Genomic DNA, 17,797 nt, shown 5'->3' on the forward strand with positions numbered 1-17,797 from the left:
CGCAACCGCAGCGTCGACAGGAGAGTCTCTCGTGCCGAAGTCACGGATCCGTAAGAAGGCCGATTACACCCCGCCGCCGGCGAAGTCGGGCGAGTTCAAACTGTCAGGCACCGGCAGGGGCTGGGTGGCGCCGCTGATGCTGGCGTTGTTCGTCGTCGGACTCGCCTGGATCGTCGTGTTCTACGTCACCACCGGGGACCTGCCGCTCGAAGCGATCGGCAACTGGAACATCGTGGTCGGCTTCGGCTTCATCCTCGCGGGGTTCGTCGTCTCCACGCAGTGGAAGTAGCCGCCGCCACCCCCTCGCGGCCCGCCGCGGGCAGAGTTATCCACAGGTCATCCACATGCTGTGCAGAAAGCAGAAGATCTGTGGATAACCTCAGTGGCGTTGACGCCGGTCCGACCGCGGTACACCGTCCGGACCAGCGGTGATTCCGCAACCTGTCAAGGAAAACGCAGGGGTGTTCGATATCGAACGGCTGTCCCCACAGTACGCACAGGATCGCTGACTACCTGTGGACAACTTCGGGCGTGGCTGCTTGCCCCATCCCTCTCAACGCGGCTGCGGCCCGGAGGTTACGAGGCCCGCCGCGGCGGGCACTACGTCAGTTGCAGGGTGCGGATCACGACCACCGCGACGATCGCCAGCAGCGCCGCCGCCGCAACGGCCCGCTGCACCAGGACCCGCTTGTCGCGGGGCGCGTGCACGAACCCGTACGCGACGGCCGTCCCGATCACCAGCCCGCCGATGTGGCCCTGCCAGGCGATGCCCGACCAGGTGAAGGTGAAGACCAGGTTGATCGCCAGCAGCACCAGCACGGGCCGCATGTCGTAGTTCATCCGGCGCATCAGCACCGCGGTGGCGCCGAAGAGGCCGAAGATGGCGCCGGAGGCGCCGAGGGCGGCGTCGTTGGGCGCGGCGACCAGATAGAACAGCGCGCTGCCGCCGAGGCCGGAGAGCACGTAGAGCGTGACGAACCGCAGCCGGCCGAGCGCGGCCTCCAGCGGCGGCCCGAGGAACCACAGCGCCAGCATGTTCAGCGCGATGTGGGCGACTTCCTCGTGCAGGAAGACGGAACTGAGCAGCCGGTAGTACTGGCCCTCCGCGACGCCTTCGAGCGGCCCGCCGAAGGAGAAGATCGCCTTCCCGACGAGGAGCATCGGGTCGCTGACCCGGTCGCCGCCGGTGAGCACGGCGAGGAAGACCGCGAGGTTGAGACCAAGGATGATCTTGGTGATGAGCCGTGGGTCCTCCGACATGACGCCGCCCGCGAGCGTACGGGGCGCGGCGGCGCCCGGCGCGGGGCCCGTACCCGAGCCGCCGCGGACGCACTCGGGGCACTGGAAGCCGACCGACGCGCTTATCATGCACTCCGGGCAGATGGGCCGGTCACAGCGGACGCAGCGCACGCCGGTCTCGCGGTCCGGGTGCCGGTAGCAGCCCGGCAGCCCGCTGTCCTCGGCCGGTCTCTCCGCCCCTCCCGGCGCCTGGTCCGTCATTGCCCCGCGTCCCCTCTGGTTCTCCGCACGCCCCGCCCCGCACTCCCGCCCGTCGACTCACCTGCTGGTGGTACGACGGGCGGGGCGCTCAGGTTCCCGGGGTCAGCGGCGCGTGATCTCCACGGACTCGATGACCACGTCCTTCTCGGGGCGGTCGGCCCGCTTCGTCCGGACGGCCGCGATCTCGTCGACGACCTTCTTGCCGGCCTCGTCGGTGACCTCACCGAAGATGGTGTGCTTGCCGGTCAGCCAGGCGGTCGGCGCCACGGTGATGAAGAACTGCGAGCCGTTGGTGCCGGGCCCGGCGTTCGCCATCGCCAGCAGGTACGGGCGGTCGAAGGCCAGGTCCGGGTGGAACTCGTCACCGAACTCGTAGCCGGGGCCGCCGGTGCCGTTGCCCAGCGGGTCACCGCCCTGGATCATGAAGCCGCTGATGACGCGGTGGAACACGGTGCCGTCGTACAGACGCTCGTGGGAGACCTTGCCCGTCGCCGGGTGGGTCCACTCGCGCTCGCCGGTGGCGAGCCCGACGAAGTTCTGCACCGTCTTCGGCGCGTGGTTCGGCAGGAGCTTCACCTCGATGTCGCCGTGGTTCGTCTTCAGGGTGGCGTAGAGCTGCTCGGCCACGATGTGCCTTCCTTACGGATTCATTTGCGTCCCCCGATCCTCGCACGCCCGCCCGGGCGATCCCCAGCCTCCTGCCAAGTGATCGGCGTGACATAACATGCTTAAAAGGTTGAATCTGGGCATGATCTGTACGCAGGTGAACAGGCGCACAGTGCCACCCGTCCCGTACGAAGGAGAGATCCGTGACCCGCAAGAACGGTGCGCGCACGGCCACTGACACGGCGAAGCAGAGCGTGCAGCAGGCGGCCGAGGCGGTGGCGCCGTACGCCGCCACCGCCAGGGACCAGTGCACCCACATGGCGCACGAGGCGCTGGAGCGCTTCCGCCCGATGGTCTCCGACATGGCCGCGAACGCCCAGGTGGCGTACGGCGCCCACGTGGAGCCCCAGGTGCGGAAGGTGCGCCAGGCGGTGCCCGACGAGCTGGACAGGACCGCCTCCGGCGTGGCCCGCCGGGCGCGCGAGGCGGCGGCGTACGCGGCCCCGCGCGTCCTGGGCGCCGCCGCGGCGACGAAGGCCGCGGCGGTCGCGACGAAGGCCGCCGCGGGCCCCGTGACCAGGCAGACCGCCGCCCGCGGTACCGCGGCGCTGTCGGCGCTGCGCGGCGAGGTGAGCCCGGCGGAGATCGACCGGCTGGCGCGCAGGCGGCACCGCCGCGCGGTCGTCGGCCGTACGGTCAAGCGCACCGCCGTCGTCGGCGCCCTCGGCGCCGCGGCGGTCGCCGTCTGGCGCTGGTGGGACCGCCAGGTCAACCCGGACTGGATGGTCGAACCCCCGGAGGCCACGGAACCCGGCAGCGACGCCTCCACCACCCGGATCGTCGACGACACCGAGTACATGGACCGCGAGACCCGCATCGACCGCGCCGACGCCGACCGGGACGCGGACGCCCAGGCCCGCCAGGCGGCGGCGGACATGGACGCCGAGGGCGGCGGCACGGCCCGCTCGGAGGCGGGCGAGCCCACGGACACCGGCCGCGCGTACTACGAACGCGAGGACGACCTCTGACGGCGAGTGACGATCCGGCCGTCGGCACGTGTGACGTCGATCACGCCGAAGTCCGCCGCGGCGGACACCACCGGGACGTCTTCCCCACCCATGCGAACGCCCTCCGGAAGATCCCTTCCGGAGGGCGTTCGCATGCATCCGGTCCGCGGTGCAGGCCGTGGAGCCTAGGAGAGTCGAACTCCTGACATCTGCCATGCAAAGACAGCGCTCTACCAACTGAGCTAAGGCCCCGAAGCGGCACCCAGCCTACCTGCTCGGCGGGGGCGCTCGCATCGCGCTGATCTACGCGGCCGGGAGCCGGCCAGGGGACTCTACTCGCCGTCGCCCGGCCGCGTGACCAGGTTCACGGTGCTGCCCGGCTCCACCTCGGTGCCCGCCGGCGGGTCGTGCGCCATGACGATCGCGGCGTCGTCCGAGGGGGCGCCGGGGATGAAGCCGACGACCAGGCCCATGCCCTCCAACTGGGCCTTCGCCTCCCCGACGGTCTTGTTGACCAGGTCCGACGGCACCGTCACCGCGGCGGGCTCGTCCGGCTCGACGGCGACGGTCACCGTGACCGTGTCGCCCTCCGTGGCCGCCGTGCCGCCCTCCGGGCTCTGCGCGATGACCGTCTCCGGGGCGGCGTCGGCCGTCTCCTGGTCGGTGCGCGAGACGACGAAGCCCTGGCCCTCCAGGGTCGACTTCGCGTCCTCGTAGGACAGGTCGATGACCCGCGGGATGTTGATCGTCGCCGGCTCCGTCTCCTCCGGCGCGACCGCGACGGTGAGCGTGACGGTGGCGCCCTTCGGGGCCCTGGTGTCGCCTGCGGGGTCCTGGCTCAGCACCTGTCCCTCCGGCTCGCTGGACTCCTGCTCCTCCCGCTCGACGTCGAAGTCCGCCTCCCGCAGGGTGTCCTCGGCTTCGTCGGCGTCGAAGCCCTCCACGTCCGGGACGGTGACCTGCTGCGTGCGCGAGCCCTTGGAGACGACCGCCGTGACCGTCGAGCCGCGGTCGACGTCCTCGCCGGCCGCCGGGCTGGTGCTGCACACCGTGCCCTCGGGCTCGTCGCAGCGCTCCTCGCCGGACTTGGTCAGGGTGAGCTTCACGTTGCTCATGGAGTTCTGGGCGTCCGCGAACTTCTCGCCGACGACGTTCGGCACCGTGACCGGGTCCGCCCCCTGGTCGCCGAAGATGGACTTGCCGATGAAGATGGCGCCCACGAGCACCAGGATGCCGGCGAGGATCAGCAGCACCGTCGACGTCGCGCCGCTGCGCTTCTGCTGCCGGCGGCGGCCCTGGCCGCGGTCGTCATAGCCCATGCCGCCGTCGTCGTCCCGCGCGGGCGGCAGCATCGAGGTGCCGTAGCCGTTCTGCGGGGCCATGGCGGTGGTCGGGTTGTCGCCGCCGTAGCCGACGGCGCCCATCGCGGCGGCCGCCGCGACGGGCAGTCCCTCCAGCGCGGCGTCGATGTCGGCGCGCATCTCGTCGGCGCTCTGGTACCGGTAGTCCGGGTCCTTGACGAGCGCCTTCATCACGATGGCGTCCATCTCGGGCGTGACCTCGGGGTCGAACGTGCTCGGCGGCGGCGCCTCCTCGCGCACGTGCTGGTACGCCACCGCCACCGGGGAGTCGCCGACGAACGGCGGCCGGCCGGTCAGCAGCTCGTACAGCAGGCAGCCCGTCGAGTAGAGGTCGGAGCGGGCGTCGACCTGCTCGCCCTTGGCCTGCTCGGGGGAGAGGTACTGCGCGGTGCCGATGACCGCGGCGGTCTGCGTCATCGTCATGCCGGAGTCGCCCATCGCACGGGCGATGCCGAAGTCCATGACCTTGACCTGGCCGGTGCGCGTCAGCATGACGTTCGCCGGCTTGATGTCGCGGTGGACGATGCCGCTGCGGTGCGAGTACTCCAGGGCCTGGAGGATGCCGGTGCACATCTCCAGCGTGCGCTCGGGCAGCAGCTTGCGCCCGGAGTGCAGCAGCTCGCGCAGCGTGGAGCCGTCGACGTACTCCATGACGATGTACGGGATGGAGACGCTGTCGATGTAGTCCTCGCCGGTGTCGTACACGGCGACGATGGCGGGGTGGTTCAGGGAGGCGGCGGACTGGGCCTCGCGGCGGAAGCGGGCCTGGAACGAGGGGTCGCGGGCCATGTCGGCGCGCAGCGTCTTGACCGCGACCGTACGGCCGAGGCGGGTGTCGTGGGCGAGGTACACCTCGGCCATCCCGCCGCGGCCGAGCACCTGGCCCAGCTCGTACCGCCCGCCGAGGCGACGCGGCTCTTCCATAGCTTCTCCCAGCCCTCTTCCGTTCCTGCTCCCGTGCCGAGGCGGAGCGTCGGCACGGGGTGTCCGGCTCGTGCTGCTCGGCATACCGTACCGGGCGCGGATGACACCGTTCGGGCCAGACCGTCAGCCGATATCCGACCGGTATCCGACCGCTATCGGGTGACGCCGCGCACCCGCTCCGCGGTTCCCTTCATGCGGTCACTTTCCCGGCACTCCCCCCGGGTGACATCCCCCGCCGCTCCACTCCTCACCCTTTCGTTCCCCGCCTGCGTTCCGCTTGCGTGCGGTCCGCTACCGCCCCAGCCCGGCTTCCATGACGCTCTTCGCGATCGGCGCCGCGACGCCGCCGCCGGAGATGTCGTCGCGGTTCGCGCTCGCGTCCTCGACGACGACGGCGACGGCGATCTGCTTGTCGCTGTCGGGGTCCTTGGCGTACGAGATGAACCAGGCGTACGGCAGGTCGCGGTTGTCGATGCCGTGCTGCGCGGTACCCGTCTTGCCGCCGACGGTGGCCCCGTCGATCCTGGCGTTGGAGCCCGTGCCCTCGTTGACGACGGTCTCCATCATCTGCTGCATCTTCTGCGCGTTCTCGCCGGACAGCGGCTCGCTCAGCGTCTGCGGCTGCGTCACCTCGATGTCGTTGAGGTTCGGCGCCACCAGCTTCTCGACCATGTACGGCTTCATCAGCTCGCCGTCGTTGGCGACGGCCGAGGCGACCATCGCCATCTGCAGCGGCGTCGCGCGGTTGGACGCCTGGCCGATGCCGCCCATGGCGTTCTGCGGGCGGTCCATCTCCGGGTAGATGCTCTCGGCGGCGCGGACCGGGGTGTCCAGCTCGGCGTTGCCGAAGCCGAACTTCTCGGACATCTCGATCATGCCCTCGTTGCCGACCTTGTCGCTGATCATCGCGTAGACCGAGTTGCAGGACCACTGCAGCGCCTCGCGCAGGGTGGCGTCCTCGCACACGCCCTTGACCTCGTTGCCCAGGGTGTTGGTCGACAGCGGCAGCTTGTACGTCTCGGGGGCGCCGGTCGACTCGTCCATGTCGTACTTGCCGCTCTCCAGCGCCGCCGCGGCGGTGACGACCTTGAACGTGGAGCCGGGCGGGTACGTCTCGCGCAGCGCCCGGTTGAGCATCGGCTTGTCCTTGTCCTTGTTCAGCGCGACCCAGTTGTCCGAGTCCTTGTTGGAGTTGCCCGCGAAGGAGGACGGGTCGTAGCTGGGGCTGCTGGCCAGGCCGAGGATCGCGCCGGTCTCCGGGTCGATGGCGGCGACGGCGCCCTTGCGGTCGCCGAGCCCCTCGAACGCGGCCTTCTGCACGTTCGCGTCGAGGGTGGTGACGACGTTGCCGCCCTTCTTGTCCTTGCCGGTGATCATGTCGATCGTGCGGTTGAAGAACAGCCGGTCGTCGTTGCCGGTGAGGATGCCGTCGTTCAGCGCCTCCAGTTGGTTGGCGCCGAACGCCTGGGAGGCGTAGCCGGTGACGGGGGCCCACAGGGGGCCGTCCTTGTAGGTGCGCTTGTACTTGAAGTCGCTGCCCGAGGTCTCGGCCGAGCCGGTGATCGCCTTGTCACCGACGATGATGTTGCCCCGGGGGTGGGCGTAGCGCTCGATGGCCACGCGCCGGTTGTCCTCGTGGTTGCGCAGCTCGTCGGCCTCGACGAACTGGATCCAGTTGACCCGGACGAGCAGGGCTATCACCAGCAGGCCGCAGAAGACGGCGACGCGGCGGAGTGGCTTGTTCATGTGCGTACCACCTGGGTCATCTCGGCGTCGGGCGAAGGTGCGGGTGCCGGTGCCGGCCTGCGCGCGGTGTCGCTGATGCGCAGCAGGATGGCGATCAGTGCCCAGTTGGCGATGACCGAGGAGCCACCCTGGGCGAGGAACGGCATCGTCATGCCGGTCAGCGGGATGAGCGCGGTGACGCCGCCGGCGACGACGAAGCACTGCAGCGCGAACGCGCCGGAGAGGCCGACCGCGAGCAGCTTGCCGAACGGGTCGCGGGCCGCCAGGGCCGTGCGCATGCCGCGCTCGATGAGGAGCCCGTAGAGGACGACGATCGCCATCAGGCCGGTCAGGCCCAGCTCCTCGCCGACGGTGGCGAGGATGTAGTCGCTCTTGGTGGCGATGCCGCCGATCAGGCGCGAGAAGCCCTGGCCGAGGCCGGAGCCGAAGAGGCCGCCGGAGCCGAAGGAGTACATCGCCTGGGCGGTCTCGGTCACGCCGTCGTTGACGGGGCTGCGCGCCAGCGGGTTCAGCCAGTTGTCGACGCGGTCGCCGATGTGGCTGTTGAAGGAGGCCACGCTGACCGCGCCGAGTGCGGACAGCAGCAGGCCGAAGACGATCCAGCTCGTGCGCTCCGTGGCCACGTAGAGCATGATCACGAACAGGCCGAAGAAGAGCAGCGAGGTGCCGAGGTCGGTCTCGAAGACCAGGATCATGAGGCTGAGGCCCCAGATCACCAGGATCGGGCCGAGGTCGCGGCCGCGCGGCAGGTACAGCCCCATGAAGCGGCGGCTGGCCAGCGCCAGCGCGTCCCGCTTGACCATCAGGTAGCCGGCGAAGAAGACCGCGATGACGATCTTCGCGAACTCACCGGGCTGCAGCGAGCCGAGGCCCGGGATGCGGATCCAGATGCGGGCGCCGTTCACGTTCGCGCCGAGGCCCGGCACCATCGGCATGATCAGCAGGACCAGCGCCGCGGCCATGGAGATGTACGTGTAACGCTGCAGGACCCGGTGGTCCTTGAGGAAGAGCAGCACGACGACGAAGAGCCCGACGCCGACCGCGGACCACATGAGCTGGCCGGGCGCCATCGGACCGCCGAGCGCGGGCGTGGTCAGCGACGGCTCCTGGTCGAGGCGCCAGATCAGCACCAGGCCCAGGCCGTTGAGAAGGGTGGCGATCGGCAGCAGCAGCGGGTCGGAGTACGGGGCGAACTTCCGTACCACCAGGTGCGCGACGGCGGCCAGACAGCCGAGCCCCGCCGCGTAGCCGAGGACGCCGGCGGGGACCGTGTCCTCCTTCGCCAGACCCACGTTGACGTACGCGAAGACCGGGATCAGCACGGCGAAGACGAGCATCGCCAGCTCTGTGTTGCGCCGACTGGGCGCAGCCACCGAACTGATGGTGCTGGTGTGGCTGCTGCTCATGTACGGTCCGCCCCCCAACGGGTTATTGGTTCGGGCACTGCCTCGCCAGTTTCTGCTCTTCCTCGGTCAACGAGGCTCCGGGTGCCGGCGACTCGGCCTTCTCGTCCCCCGCCTTGTCTCCGGCCTTGTCCGCTGCGTCGCCCTGCTTGTCGGGGTTCTGCTTCTCCTGCTCCTGCTGCCGCCGCTCCTCCTCCTGCGCGCGGGAGTCGGCGGCCTTGGCCTCCGCGACCGTACGGCAGACGTCGGCCTGCTCCTGGAGGTCGGCCACCTTCGCCCGGGCGTCGCCGAGGCTCTCCTCGGCGATGTTGTCCTCGACGCGCTTCTGCTGGTAGGTGGGGAGGTACTTGAGCTCGATGTCCGGGTGGTCCTGGTGGACGGAGGACAGGCTCATCCAGGCGAGCTTCTGGTCGATGCCCTGGTACACGGCGACGTGGTCGTCCTTCATGCCCACGTAGTACTGGGACTGGGTCCAGTCGTACGCCTTGTAGCCGCCGAACCCCAGCCCGCCGAGGACCACGGCGAGCAGCAGCCCGCGCTTGAGCCACTTGAAGCGGGGCGGGGCCTTGACGAAGTCCTCGTCGTTGTACGACAGCCCGTACGGGTCGCCGCCGTCGCCGGCCGGGCCGAAGCCGCCGGCCTGCGGCGGCGTGGGCCGGCCGAGGCCCGCGGCGCGGGCGGCCGGGGTCTGCATGCCGGCGGTGTCGATCTGGTGCTGGTTCTCGGCGACGGCGCCGACGACCAGGGGGGCGTCGTTGAGCCGGCCGGCCATGGTGTCGTCGTCCGTGGCGTCGAGGACGTCGGCGATGATGACGGTGATGTTGTCCGGGCCGCCGCCGCGCAGCGCGAGCTCGATCAGCTCCTGCACCGTCTCCTGCGGCCCGGCGTAGCCGGCGAGGGTGTTCTCCATCGTCTCGTGACTGACCACGGACGACAGGCCGTCGGAGCAGACCAGGTAGCGGTCGCCGGCGCGCACCTCGCGGATGGACAGGTCGGGCTCGACCTGGTCGCCGCTGCCGAGCGCGCGCATGAGGAGCGAGCGCTGCGGGTGGGTGGTCGCCTCCTCCTCGGTGATGCGGTTCTCGTCGACGAGCCGCTGCACCCAGGTGTGGTCCTTGGTGATCTGCGTCAGCGCACCGTCGCGCAGCAGGTACGCGCGGGAGTCGCCGACGTGCACGAGGCCCAGCCGCTGGCCCGTCCACAGCAGGGCCGTGAGCGTGGTGCCCATGCCCTCCAGGCGCGGGTCCTCCTCGACCATGCGGCGCAGCCGGTCGTTGGCGTGCTCCACGGTCGTACCGAGCGCGGTGAGCAGGTCCGAGCCCGGGACGTCCTCGTCCAGGGCGACCATGACGGAGATGACTTCGGAGCTGGCGACCTCGCCGGCGGCCTGGCCGCCCATGCCGTCGGCGATGGCGAGCAGCCGGGGACCGGCGTAGCCGGAGTCCTCGTTGTGGTCACGGATCATGCCCTCGTGCGACCCGGCGGCGAAGCGCAGAGAGAGGCTCATGCGCACCTCGCCGGTCGGCTCCGGGTACATCCGCATGGTGCCCGCCCTCCGGTCATGGTCTTCTACTTCCGCAGCTCGATGACGGTCTTGCCGATCCGGATCGGTGCGCCGGGCGGGATCGGCACCGGCGAGGTGAGCCGGGTCCGGTCGAGGTAGGTGCCGTTGGTGGAACCGAGGTCCTCCACGATCCAGCGCCCGTCACGGTCCGGATAGATCCTGGCATGCCGCGAGGAGGCGTAGTCGTCGTCCAGCACGATTGTCGAATCGTGGGCCCGTCCCAGGGTGATGGTCTGCCCCTGCAGGGTGACGGTGGTGCCGGTGAGCGACCCCTCGGTGACCACGAGTTTGGTCGGGGCCCCGCGCTGCCCCCGGCGCCCGCCGCGGCCGCCCCTGGCGTCCTGCGGCGGCGCCTGCGGCCGCGGGGGCGGCCGGTCCTGGGCGGCCGCCGCCCGCCGGGTGACCCGGGTGCCGAACAGGTCGCTGCGGATGACCTGTACGGCGACGATGACGAACAGCCACAGTACGGCGAGGAAACCCAGCCGCATGACCGTCAGGGTCAGCTCTGACATCGGCCCCGCTTCACCCTTCTTGCCGGTAGAGGACGGTGGTGTTGCCCACGCGGATGCGTGAGCCGTCGCGGAGCGTAGCGCGCTGGGTGTGCTGGTCGTCCACCACGATGCCGTTCGTGGACCCGAGATCCTGCACCATCGCGCCGCCGTCGAAGGTGCGGATCTCGGCGTGCCGGCGGGAGACGCCGGGGTCGTCGATCCGCACGTCGGCTTCCGTGCTGCGCCCCAGGACCAGCGACTGCCTGGTCATCTGGTGGCGTACGCCGTTGATCTCCAGCCAGTGGCGCAGCCGGCGCGCGCCGCCGGGCGGGGCTCCGGCGGGGGCGCCGCCGGGCGGTCCTGGCGGCGGGCCCGCGGGCATCGGCGGCGGCTGGTGCTGCGGCGGCCGGCCGTAGGCGGCGTAGTCGCTGGGCTGGGAGCCGTAGCTGCCGGGGCTGGCGGGTCCTGGCGGCGCGGTGGGCGCACCGCCGGGCCGGCCCCGTGCGGGCGCCTGGGAGTGGCTGCCTGCCAGGGTGCGGCTGCGGATCCGGTAGAGGCCCGTGTCGAGGTCCTCGGCCTTCTCCAGGTGCACCTTTATGGGGCCCATGAAGGTGTAGCGCTGCTGCTGGGCGTAGTCGCGGACCATGGCGGCCAGCTCCTCGCCGAGCTGGCCGGAGTAGGGAGCGAGCCGGTCGTAGTCGGGGGCGCTCAGCTCCACGATGAAGTCGTTGGGCACGACGGTGCGCTCACGGTTCCAGATCGTGGCGTTGTTGTCGCACTCGCGCTGCAGGGCGCCGGCGATCTCCACCGGCTGCACCTCGGACTTGAACACCTTGGCGAAGGTGCCGTTGACGAGACCCTCGAGACGCTGCTCGAAGCGCTTGAGTACTCCCACGGGGCACCTCCTCTCCTACGGGCCTTCCCGCCGGGCCCTCGAACATGCTGCTCGAAACTGCACGCTGATCGTATCCACGCGCGGGGGAATGGACTGGTTCCCGGTCCCCGCCGCCGGTACCTGGTGTCCTCTCTCACACCTGTCTCGCACCTGTCGGGACGGCCGTCCAGCCGGCCGTCCCGCCCTGCTCCACCACCGTCCGCCCAGGCGTCCCCTGGGATGGTACGGGCGGCTCCTCCCAGTGTCCCGCACCAGCGGCCCCCGGCGGCCTCGGTGCGGGCAAATCGGATGTGATTCCGGTCGGGACCGCGTGCTAGTCTTCCTGACGTCAGCACGACGCCGGGGCGGCCTGCAGCCGCGCACGGCACACCCTTTGCGCGGGTGGCGGAATAGGCAGACGCGCTGGATTCAGGTTCCAGTGTCCGAAAGGACGTGGGGGTTCAACTCCCCCCTCGCGCACAGAGAAGCACCGACGGAAGGTGCCTCGTATCAGTGATGTAAGTCGCTGGTGGGAGGCGCCTTCCGTCGTTTTTGTGTGCGCTGAGCTGTGAGGTGGGGCTGGCGGATGGTGCTGGGCATGGGTATGCCCGCCCTGGCGGTAAGTGTTCGCTTGGGGCGGGTCTTGGTGTCTTAGCTGGTGGCGACGGTGGTGTGTCCGGTGGGTGTCCAGGTGCCGAGCGGCTTGGTGGCACGTCTTCGGGTGGTGCGGCGTTTGGGTCGCTGGCCTGGGCGGGGGAGGGTGTCGAGCCAGCGGGTGAGTTTGCGCTGGTTGGCGTGGGCGAGTTGGAAGGCGAGGAGGAGGCTTTGGGCGGCGATGCCGCGGATGCGGCGCCGGCCGGGCTGTTCGATGGCTTCGTAGGCGGTGTCCTTGGCGAAGCCGTTGAAGGCTTCGACGCTGTTGCGTAGGCGGAAGTAGGTCTGCTGCCAGGTGGGGCTGCCGTAGTCGAGGTGCTGGTGGTGCTGGGCTCCGGCTTCGGGGTGCAGGGTGATGCTGTGCTGGTGGCAGATTTTGTGCGGTCCGGCAGGGGTGGGGGCGGGGTCGGCGACCGGTAGTCGGAGGATGCTATTCGGCTCGCATGCTGGTGAACTCGCACCCCCCACCGCCGGTGATCGGCCAACTTGTGCGCCACACTGAGCGCCGTGACCGCCAAGGACGCCCGTGCCCAATCCCCCCGCGGCTTCGTCCGATCCGGGCAGTGGCCTCACGCGGACCTCGCCGACCACCACGGCGCCCGCGTCGCCCAGACCCTCGCCCGGCACCTCGCCGCCGAAATGCACCGCCGCGAACTGTCCGCGAACCGGCTCGCGGCTGCCGCCGGCCTGAACCGCCAGACCATCGCCAACGTCCTCGCCGGCACAGGCTGGCCCGACCTGCTGACCATCGCCAGCCTCGAACTCGCCCTCGATACCGACCTCTGGCCCGGCCGGGCTCCCTGATCGGCCACGATCCACCCGGGCCGCCGCGCAGACCCGGGCGAGCAGAAAATGAATACGCACACGCTCCGTACTTCCTTCGAGCGAAGGGATGATGGATTCCCCGGAGTGCAGTCCACACCCCATGCGCGCGCGCTAGAATGAGCGCGACACGGAGAACCCGGAACTTGGTAGGTTGACGGTCACCGTGATCATAGGCCGCCGCCGGTCCTCGACAAACCGGCGGCGGCCGCCCTGCTTTACGCTCTAAAGGGCTCCTGATAGGCATGCGTGCGATGAAAATACGTCGCCGGCGCCACTCGGACTTGACCACCTGTCCACCTCCCCACAGTGGGAAACGATCACCTTCAGCGCGGGAACCAGACCGCAGGAGACACCCACTCGCCCTGGTCACCAGGTTCCGTCGGTGCCCCACATAGGTCCTGACATCCCTGCCGGGGATCGGCATCAGGTCCGAGCGAGGATCCTCATCAATGGCGGCGGCGGTTCCGGCTTCCGTTCGGCAGGCGGGCTGCCCGCCCTCGCGGGCGCACACGCCACCACCCGCACCCGGACATCCCCTCTGCGCTGCCCGCGACGCATCAGCCGGACCACCCAAGCCGTCCACGCCCTGCTGACCTGCAACTACTCAGGATGAAAGAGATTCGCCCGGTCGATGGACACGCCCGTCACCGGCATCGAGGACGTCAAGCCGCGGACACCGCCGGCGTACGGAATTGAACCCGGCGACTACGGGTTGCGTGGTGTGGAGCAGGTGGCCGGTGCCGCAACGCGGCCAAACGGGCGCCGGAGCGGAAAGACCATACTCGACGAGGCGCCAGGGCCAGCAGGACACCCCGCACAGCCCGGCCCCAACTCCACGGAGAACACATGCCACGAGAAGAATGGCTCCCAGGCGAAATTGTGCACGCTCTGAAAACGTGGGCAAATTCCGAACTACCGGTAGCGGAGTTCGTGAGACGCCAAGGGGAATTCCACGAATCCCTGAACCTAAAGGGCAAGACACTCGCGGAGAGTTCCCTTAACGGGTGGGTGAGCGTCGCACTGAAGGACCCGGACAAGTATCCCGGCCTGGGCCGGGAAGGCCGGGAAAAGCTGCGAGCGGCCCGTGATCGCCATCGTCCTTTCAGCAAGGAAGACCGGGTGCGCGAAGTAAATGCGTTTGCTGCATCCGGCCTTAGTAAAAGTCAATTCGTCATGCAGCGTGACGGCGGAAACCCGGAAAGACGATACACAGCCAAGACCCTGAAGATCTGGGTGAATGAGGCAATGGAGAACCCGAATTGGTTCTCTTCAGCGGACTGGGATAAGTTGCAAGCAGTGCATGAACGCGACCGTCTAGCCACTCAGCAAGAGAGGGAGGGCGAAATAAATGCGTGGGCCGCATCCGGCCTTAGTAAAGGGGATTTCGTCCGGGCCCGCGACAAGGGAAACCCGAAAAGGAAATACACCACCGCGACCCTGCATATTTGGATTAATGATGCGCTGGGGAGCCCGAGCTTGTTTCCCTCAGTGGACCCGGAGAAGCTGAAAGAAGCGTGTACTCGCTTCGGTTATACCGCTCAGGTGCGTGCTTTTCCTGGTGAGTCTGGGTCGGACCTGCGGCAGGAGGGTTCGTATCTGCCGGAGATCGCCGCTGCGCAGATCTATGGGGAATATTGGAAGCTCCGGCCGGACTGGCCGGACCTGCCCCACGGGGTGCGGATCGCCATCCACCCGGAGACCGTCCAACAGTCGCCCGAACTCGGTGCGATCGTGGTGCACCTGAACCCATCGAACCAGGTGGGCGGCAGGCAGGGGACATCGCGGCCGCCGGGGTTCCTGGCCGACCCGGGGCTCAACCTCCGCGACCCCAACGTCATTGCTGCCCTCAGCCGGGCAGGAGTCGACGACGCCGGGTACCAAGAAGCCTGGAACCTGCAGCTCCGCTTCAGACACGCGAATTTCGCCGTTGACCCCGGCGGTCAGCCGACGGCACCTACCCTCTATCCGCCGTCCTTCGCAGACCGGTCCGGCGCCAGGGCCCAGACACAGGCCGCATTCCCCACCATGCCCGAGGGCCCGGGAAACCCGCTCACCACCGGCCCGGCCACCACCCACCTGCCCGGGCCCTACCCCCACCACGGCCACCACGAGGAGCCAGGCGAATCCAGCGCGACTCGACCCACTGGGAACCCCCCGCCCGCCAGCCAGCAGGGGAAGCGACCAGCGCGAAAATAGGCGACTCGAACGATCCGGTGGGTGCGGGCCGCGGTGATGCCGGCGCCCCCCGTCCGGCATGGACATAGAAAGATCGACGGAAGGTGCGCCCGGCCCGGGTGACGCAAGTCACCGGTGCGGGGAGCCTTCCGTCGTTTTGTTGTGCGCCCCGCGCCCCGCGCCCCGCGCCCCGCGCTCTTCGTGGGTGCGGCCGGCCGAGGGGCCCGGATGCGCCGGCGCTCTTTCCCCGCAGGACGGCGCCGGTCGGCGATGTGTGAAACGGTTGAGGGGAGCGTCGGGCCGCCGCGGGGCGGCCCGGGTCTGGTTTCACGTGAAACGCCCGGACGGCGTAACGCGCCGCCCGGGGGGTTCCGGGGCGATCGGCGAAGGTGGTAGACACCGAGGGCACGAGGTCCGATTCGTCGCCGTACGCTGGCGGGAACCGGGGTCCCGGGGTGCTCGTTGCACCGATGGGTGCCGCGGTCAGCCGGGCCCAGCAATGTTCGTCAAGCGGCGCGGCCCGCGCCGGATTGGGGCAGGGTAAGTCATGGGTGTCAGCCTCGCTAAGGGTGGAAACGTCTCGCTGACGAAGGAGGCGCCGGGGCTCACGGCCGTCGTCGTCGGCCTCGGCTGGGACGTGCGTACCACCACCGGCTCGGACTTCGACCTCGACGCCAGTGCGCTGCTGCTCGGCGCCGACGGGAAGGTCCTCTCGGACCAGCACTTCATCTTCTTCAACAACCTCAAGAGCCCCGACGGCTCCGTCGAGCACACCGGTGACAACCTCACCGGTGAGGGCGAGGGTGACGACGAGCAGGTGAAGGTGAACCTCGCGGGCGTGCCCGCCGAGATCGAGAAGATCAGCTTCCCGGTGTCGATCTACGAGGCCGAGAGCCGCCAGCAGAGCTTCGGCCAGGTGCGCAACGCGTTCATCCGCGTCGTCAACCAGGCCGACAACAACGAGATCGCCCGCTACGACCTCAGCGAGGACGCCTCGACCGAGACCGCCATGGTCTTCGGCGAGCTGTACCGCAACGGGGCCGAGTGGAAGTTCCGCGCCGTGGGCCAGGGCTATGCCTCGGGGCTGCGCGGCATCGCGCAGGACTTCGGCGTCAACGTCTGAGTCAACGTCCGAGCCGGTAACGGCTCTTGAGGCGGTGGATCCGCGGACCCCCGGGCCCGCGGTCTTCCCGCCCTGCCCGATCAGCGGACCGGCGACGGCAGAGCCGTCGCCGGTCTCGCCGTTTCCGGGGCCGGACCGCGGCGGGGGGCGGGGCGGGGCCGTATGCGGCGGGCCACACCTCGCGGAACTGGCCGTCCTGCCCCAAGGCCCACCCCGTACGCTGGCGGGGTGACGGAACCCGCGGAGCCCGACGAGCAGACGCCCCCCGACGACGAGCACGCGCGCGCCGACGGGACAGCAAGCGGTGGTGAGCACGCCGAGGACGCGGACGGCGGAGAGGACACCGGCGCCGAGCGGCTGGAGCGCGCCGTACGGGCGGCGGAGCAGGCCCTCATCGAGTTCGAGGTGGCCGTCGAGACGTTCCGTATCGAGGTCGACAACTTCTCCCGGCTGCACCACCAGCGCCTCGGCCCCATGTACAGCCGCCTCGACGAGCTGGACGCCCTCATCGCCGAGGCCAAGGCCGAGCGGACCGGCGACCCGGAGGACAAGCGCCGGGCCGACGAGGCGCGGGCGCTGGTGATGCCGATGCCCGGCGTCGAGGAGCTGTTCGGCGGCTGGCTCGACTCCGACGGGCTCTCGCCGGAGGCCGCCGACATGCTCACCGGCCGGCCGGTGTCGCCGCCGCCGCGGGTGCGGCCCAGCGAGGAGGCCCGCCGGCTCTACCGCGAGCTGGCCCGCATGGCGCACCCCGACCTCGCCCAGGACGAGCACGAGTCGGACCGGCGCAGCGCGTTCATCGCCCGGGTGAACACCGCGTACGCCTCCGGGGACGTCGAGGCGCTGACCGCGCTCAAGGCGGAGTGGCAGGCCGGGCCCGCGCCCGAGGAGCCCAGGCGCAGCCGGGCCGAGGAGCTGTACGCGCGGCTGGAGTGGCTGGCGCAGCGCAAGGAACTGCTGGTGTCGGTCGCGAAGCAGTTGGAGGAGGGCGCGATCGGCCAGATGCTGAAGCTGGCGCCCGACGACCCGGACCGGCTGCTGGAGGAGATCGCCGAGGAGCTGCTGGCGCGGGTGTCGGAGAAGGAAGCGGCGCTCGCGGAGCTGGCCCGCGGCTGAGCCGGGGCCGGGAGCGGGACGGAGCCGGGACGGCCACGGGCGGCGGTCCGGTAGCGTCGGAGCATGAGCTTTGGTCACGTACCCACGGTCGGCATCGACGAGCTGACGGAGACCGCCTTCCTCCTGGACATCCGCGAGGACGACGAGTGGCAGGCCGGTCACGCCGAGGGCGCCCTGCATGTCCCGATGAGCCAGTTCGCCGCGCGCTACGGCGAGGTGACCGAGGCGGCGCCGCAGGACGGCCGGATCAACGTGATCTGCCGCTCCGGCGGGCGCTCGGCGCAGGTGGCGATGTACCTCGTGCAGCAGGGGATGGACGCCGTCAACGTCGCCGGGGGCATGGAGGCGTGGGCCGCCGCCGGGCGGCCGGTCGTGGACGACAAGGGCGCCGCGGGGCACGTGCTCTGACGCGGCCTGCGGCTGCGGTC

The 17,797-nt window shown here is 70.1% G+C and carries 16 protein-coding genes and 2 tRNA genes; 8 read left to right on the plus strand and 10 right to left on the minus strand.

Annotation, left to right across the window (positions count from 1 at the left end; all coding sequences use genetic code 11):
• Positions 1-31: 31 nt before the first annotated feature.
• On the plus strand, positions 32-289 hold the full coding sequence (crgA, locus tag OG946_RS17895; RefSeq protein ID WP_326797074.1) for a cell division protein CrgA: 258 nt from the start codon (positions 32-34) through the stop codon (positions 287-289).
• Positions 290-600: 311 nt separating this feature from the next.
• On the opposite strand, the gene OG946_RS17900 is transcribed toward crgA, so the two are convergent.
• Positions 601-1,500: a rhomboid family intramembrane serine protease gene (locus tag OG946_RS17900; RefSeq protein WP_326797075.1), complete on the minus strand. Its 900-nt coding sequence runs from the start codon at positions 1,498-1,500 to the stop codon at positions 601-603.
• A gap of 102 nt (positions 1,501-1,602) precedes the next feature.
• Positions 1,603-2,127, minus strand: a complete 525-nt coding sequence (locus OG946_RS17905) for a peptidylprolyl isomerase (RefSeq protein WP_326797076.1) — start codon at positions 2,125-2,127, stop codon at positions 1,603-1,605.
• 182 nt (positions 2,128-2,309) lie between these two features.
• Between OG946_RS17905 and OG946_RS17910 the strand changes: the two genes are divergently transcribed.
• Complete coding sequence (locus tag OG946_RS17910; RefSeq protein WP_326797077.1) at positions 2,310-3,134, plus strand: DUF5324 family protein; 825 nt, start codon at positions 2,310-2,312, stop codon at positions 3,132-3,134.
• A 158-nt stretch (positions 3,135-3,292) separates the two neighbouring features.
• Here OG946_RS17910 and OG946_RS17915 read toward each other — a convergent pair.
• From OG946_RS17915 to OG946_RS17945, 7 genes are all read right to left on the minus strand, one after another.
• Positions 3,293-3,365 (minus strand) — tRNA-Ala (locus OG946_RS17915).
• An 80-nt stretch (positions 3,366-3,445) separates the two neighbouring features.
• Positions 3,446-5,398: a Stk1 family PASTA domain-containing Ser/Thr kinase gene (gene pknB / locus OG946_RS17920; protein ID WP_326797078.1), complete on the minus strand. Its 1,953-nt coding sequence runs from the start codon at positions 5,396-5,398 to the stop codon at positions 3,446-3,448.
• Between the two features lie 291 nt (positions 5,399-5,689).
• On the minus strand, positions 5,690-7,144 hold the full coding sequence (locus OG946_RS17925; protein WP_326797079.1) for a peptidoglycan D,D-transpeptidase FtsI family protein: 1,455 nt from the start codon (positions 7,142-7,144) through the stop codon (positions 5,690-5,692).
• Complete coding sequence (locus tag OG946_RS17930) at positions 7,141-8,550, minus strand: FtsW/RodA/SpoVE family cell cycle protein (protein WP_125935942.1); 1,410 nt, start codon at positions 8,548-8,550, stop codon at positions 7,141-7,143. Before OG946_RS17930 ends, OG946_RS17925 begins: the two co-directional genes overlap by 4 nt.
• A gap of 22 nt (positions 8,551-8,572) precedes the next feature.
• Positions 8,573-10,090: a PP2C family protein-serine/threonine phosphatase gene (locus OG946_RS17935; protein WP_326797080.1), complete on the minus strand. Its 1,518-nt coding sequence runs from the start codon at positions 10,088-10,090 to the stop codon at positions 8,573-8,575.
• A gap of 26 nt (positions 10,091-10,116) precedes the next feature.
• The gene (locus OG946_RS17940) at positions 10,117-10,623 is read right to left on the minus strand and encodes an FHA domain-containing protein FhaB/FipA (protein WP_027752962.1); all 507 of its coding nucleotides are present in this window, start codon (positions 10,621-10,623) and stop codon (positions 10,117-10,119) included.
• Between the two features lie 10 nt (positions 10,624-10,633).
• Positions 10,634-11,497 carry an FhaA domain-containing protein gene (locus OG946_RS17945; RefSeq protein WP_101423404.1) on the minus strand — a complete coding sequence of 288 codons (864 nt, stop codon included), beginning with the start codon at positions 11,495-11,497 and terminating at the stop codon, positions 10,634-10,636.
• Between the two features lie 375 nt (positions 11,498-11,872).
• Between OG946_RS17945 and OG946_RS17950 the strand changes: the two genes are divergently transcribed.
• Positions 11,873-11,956, plus strand: a tRNA-Leu gene (locus OG946_RS17950).
• A gap of 171 nt (positions 11,957-12,127) precedes the next feature.
• Here OG946_RS17950 and OG946_RS17955 read toward each other — a convergent pair.
• Positions 12,128-12,598 (minus strand): hypothetical protein, encoded by a 471-nt coding sequence (locus OG946_RS17955; RefSeq protein WP_326797081.1) that lies wholly within the window; start codon positions 12,596-12,598, stop codon positions 12,128-12,130.
• 39 nt (positions 12,599-12,637) lie between these two features.
• Here OG946_RS17955 and OG946_RS17960 point away from each other — a divergent pair, with 39 nt between their 5' ends.
• The 5 genes from OG946_RS17960 to OG946_RS17980 all read left to right on the plus strand — a co-directional run bounded on the left by OG946_RS17960 (position 12,638) and on the right by OG946_RS17980 (position 17,777).
• Positions 12,638-12,934 (plus strand): helix-turn-helix transcriptional regulator, encoded by a 297-nt coding sequence (locus OG946_RS17960; RefSeq protein ID WP_326797082.1) that lies wholly within the window; start codon positions 12,638-12,640, stop codon positions 12,932-12,934.
• Between the two features lie 1,029 nt (positions 12,935-13,963).
• On the plus strand, positions 13,964-15,151 hold the full coding sequence (locus tag OG946_RS17965; protein WP_326797083.1) for a hypothetical protein: 1,188 nt from the start codon (positions 13,964-13,966) through the stop codon (positions 15,149-15,151).
• A gap of 526 nt (positions 15,152-15,677) precedes the next feature.
• Complete coding sequence (locus OG946_RS17970) at positions 15,678-16,253, plus strand: TerD family protein (protein ID WP_047016828.1); 576 nt, start codon at positions 15,678-15,680, stop codon at positions 16,251-16,253.
• Between the two features lie 228 nt (positions 16,254-16,481).
• Complete coding sequence (locus OG946_RS17975) at positions 16,482-17,369, plus strand: hypothetical protein (protein ID WP_326797084.1); 888 nt, start codon at positions 16,482-16,484, stop codon at positions 17,367-17,369.
• Between the two features lie 63 nt (positions 17,370-17,432).
• Positions 17,433-17,777, plus strand: a complete 345-nt coding sequence (locus OG946_RS17980; RefSeq protein WP_326797085.1) for a rhodanese-like domain-containing protein — start codon at positions 17,433-17,435, stop codon at positions 17,775-17,777.
• Positions 17,778-17,797 lie beyond the last annotated feature (20 nt).

It is taken from the genome of Streptomyces sp. NBC_01808 (assembly GCF_035917395.1).
Lineage (GTDB): Bacteria > Actinomycetota > Actinomycetes > Streptomycetales > Streptomycetaceae > Streptomyces.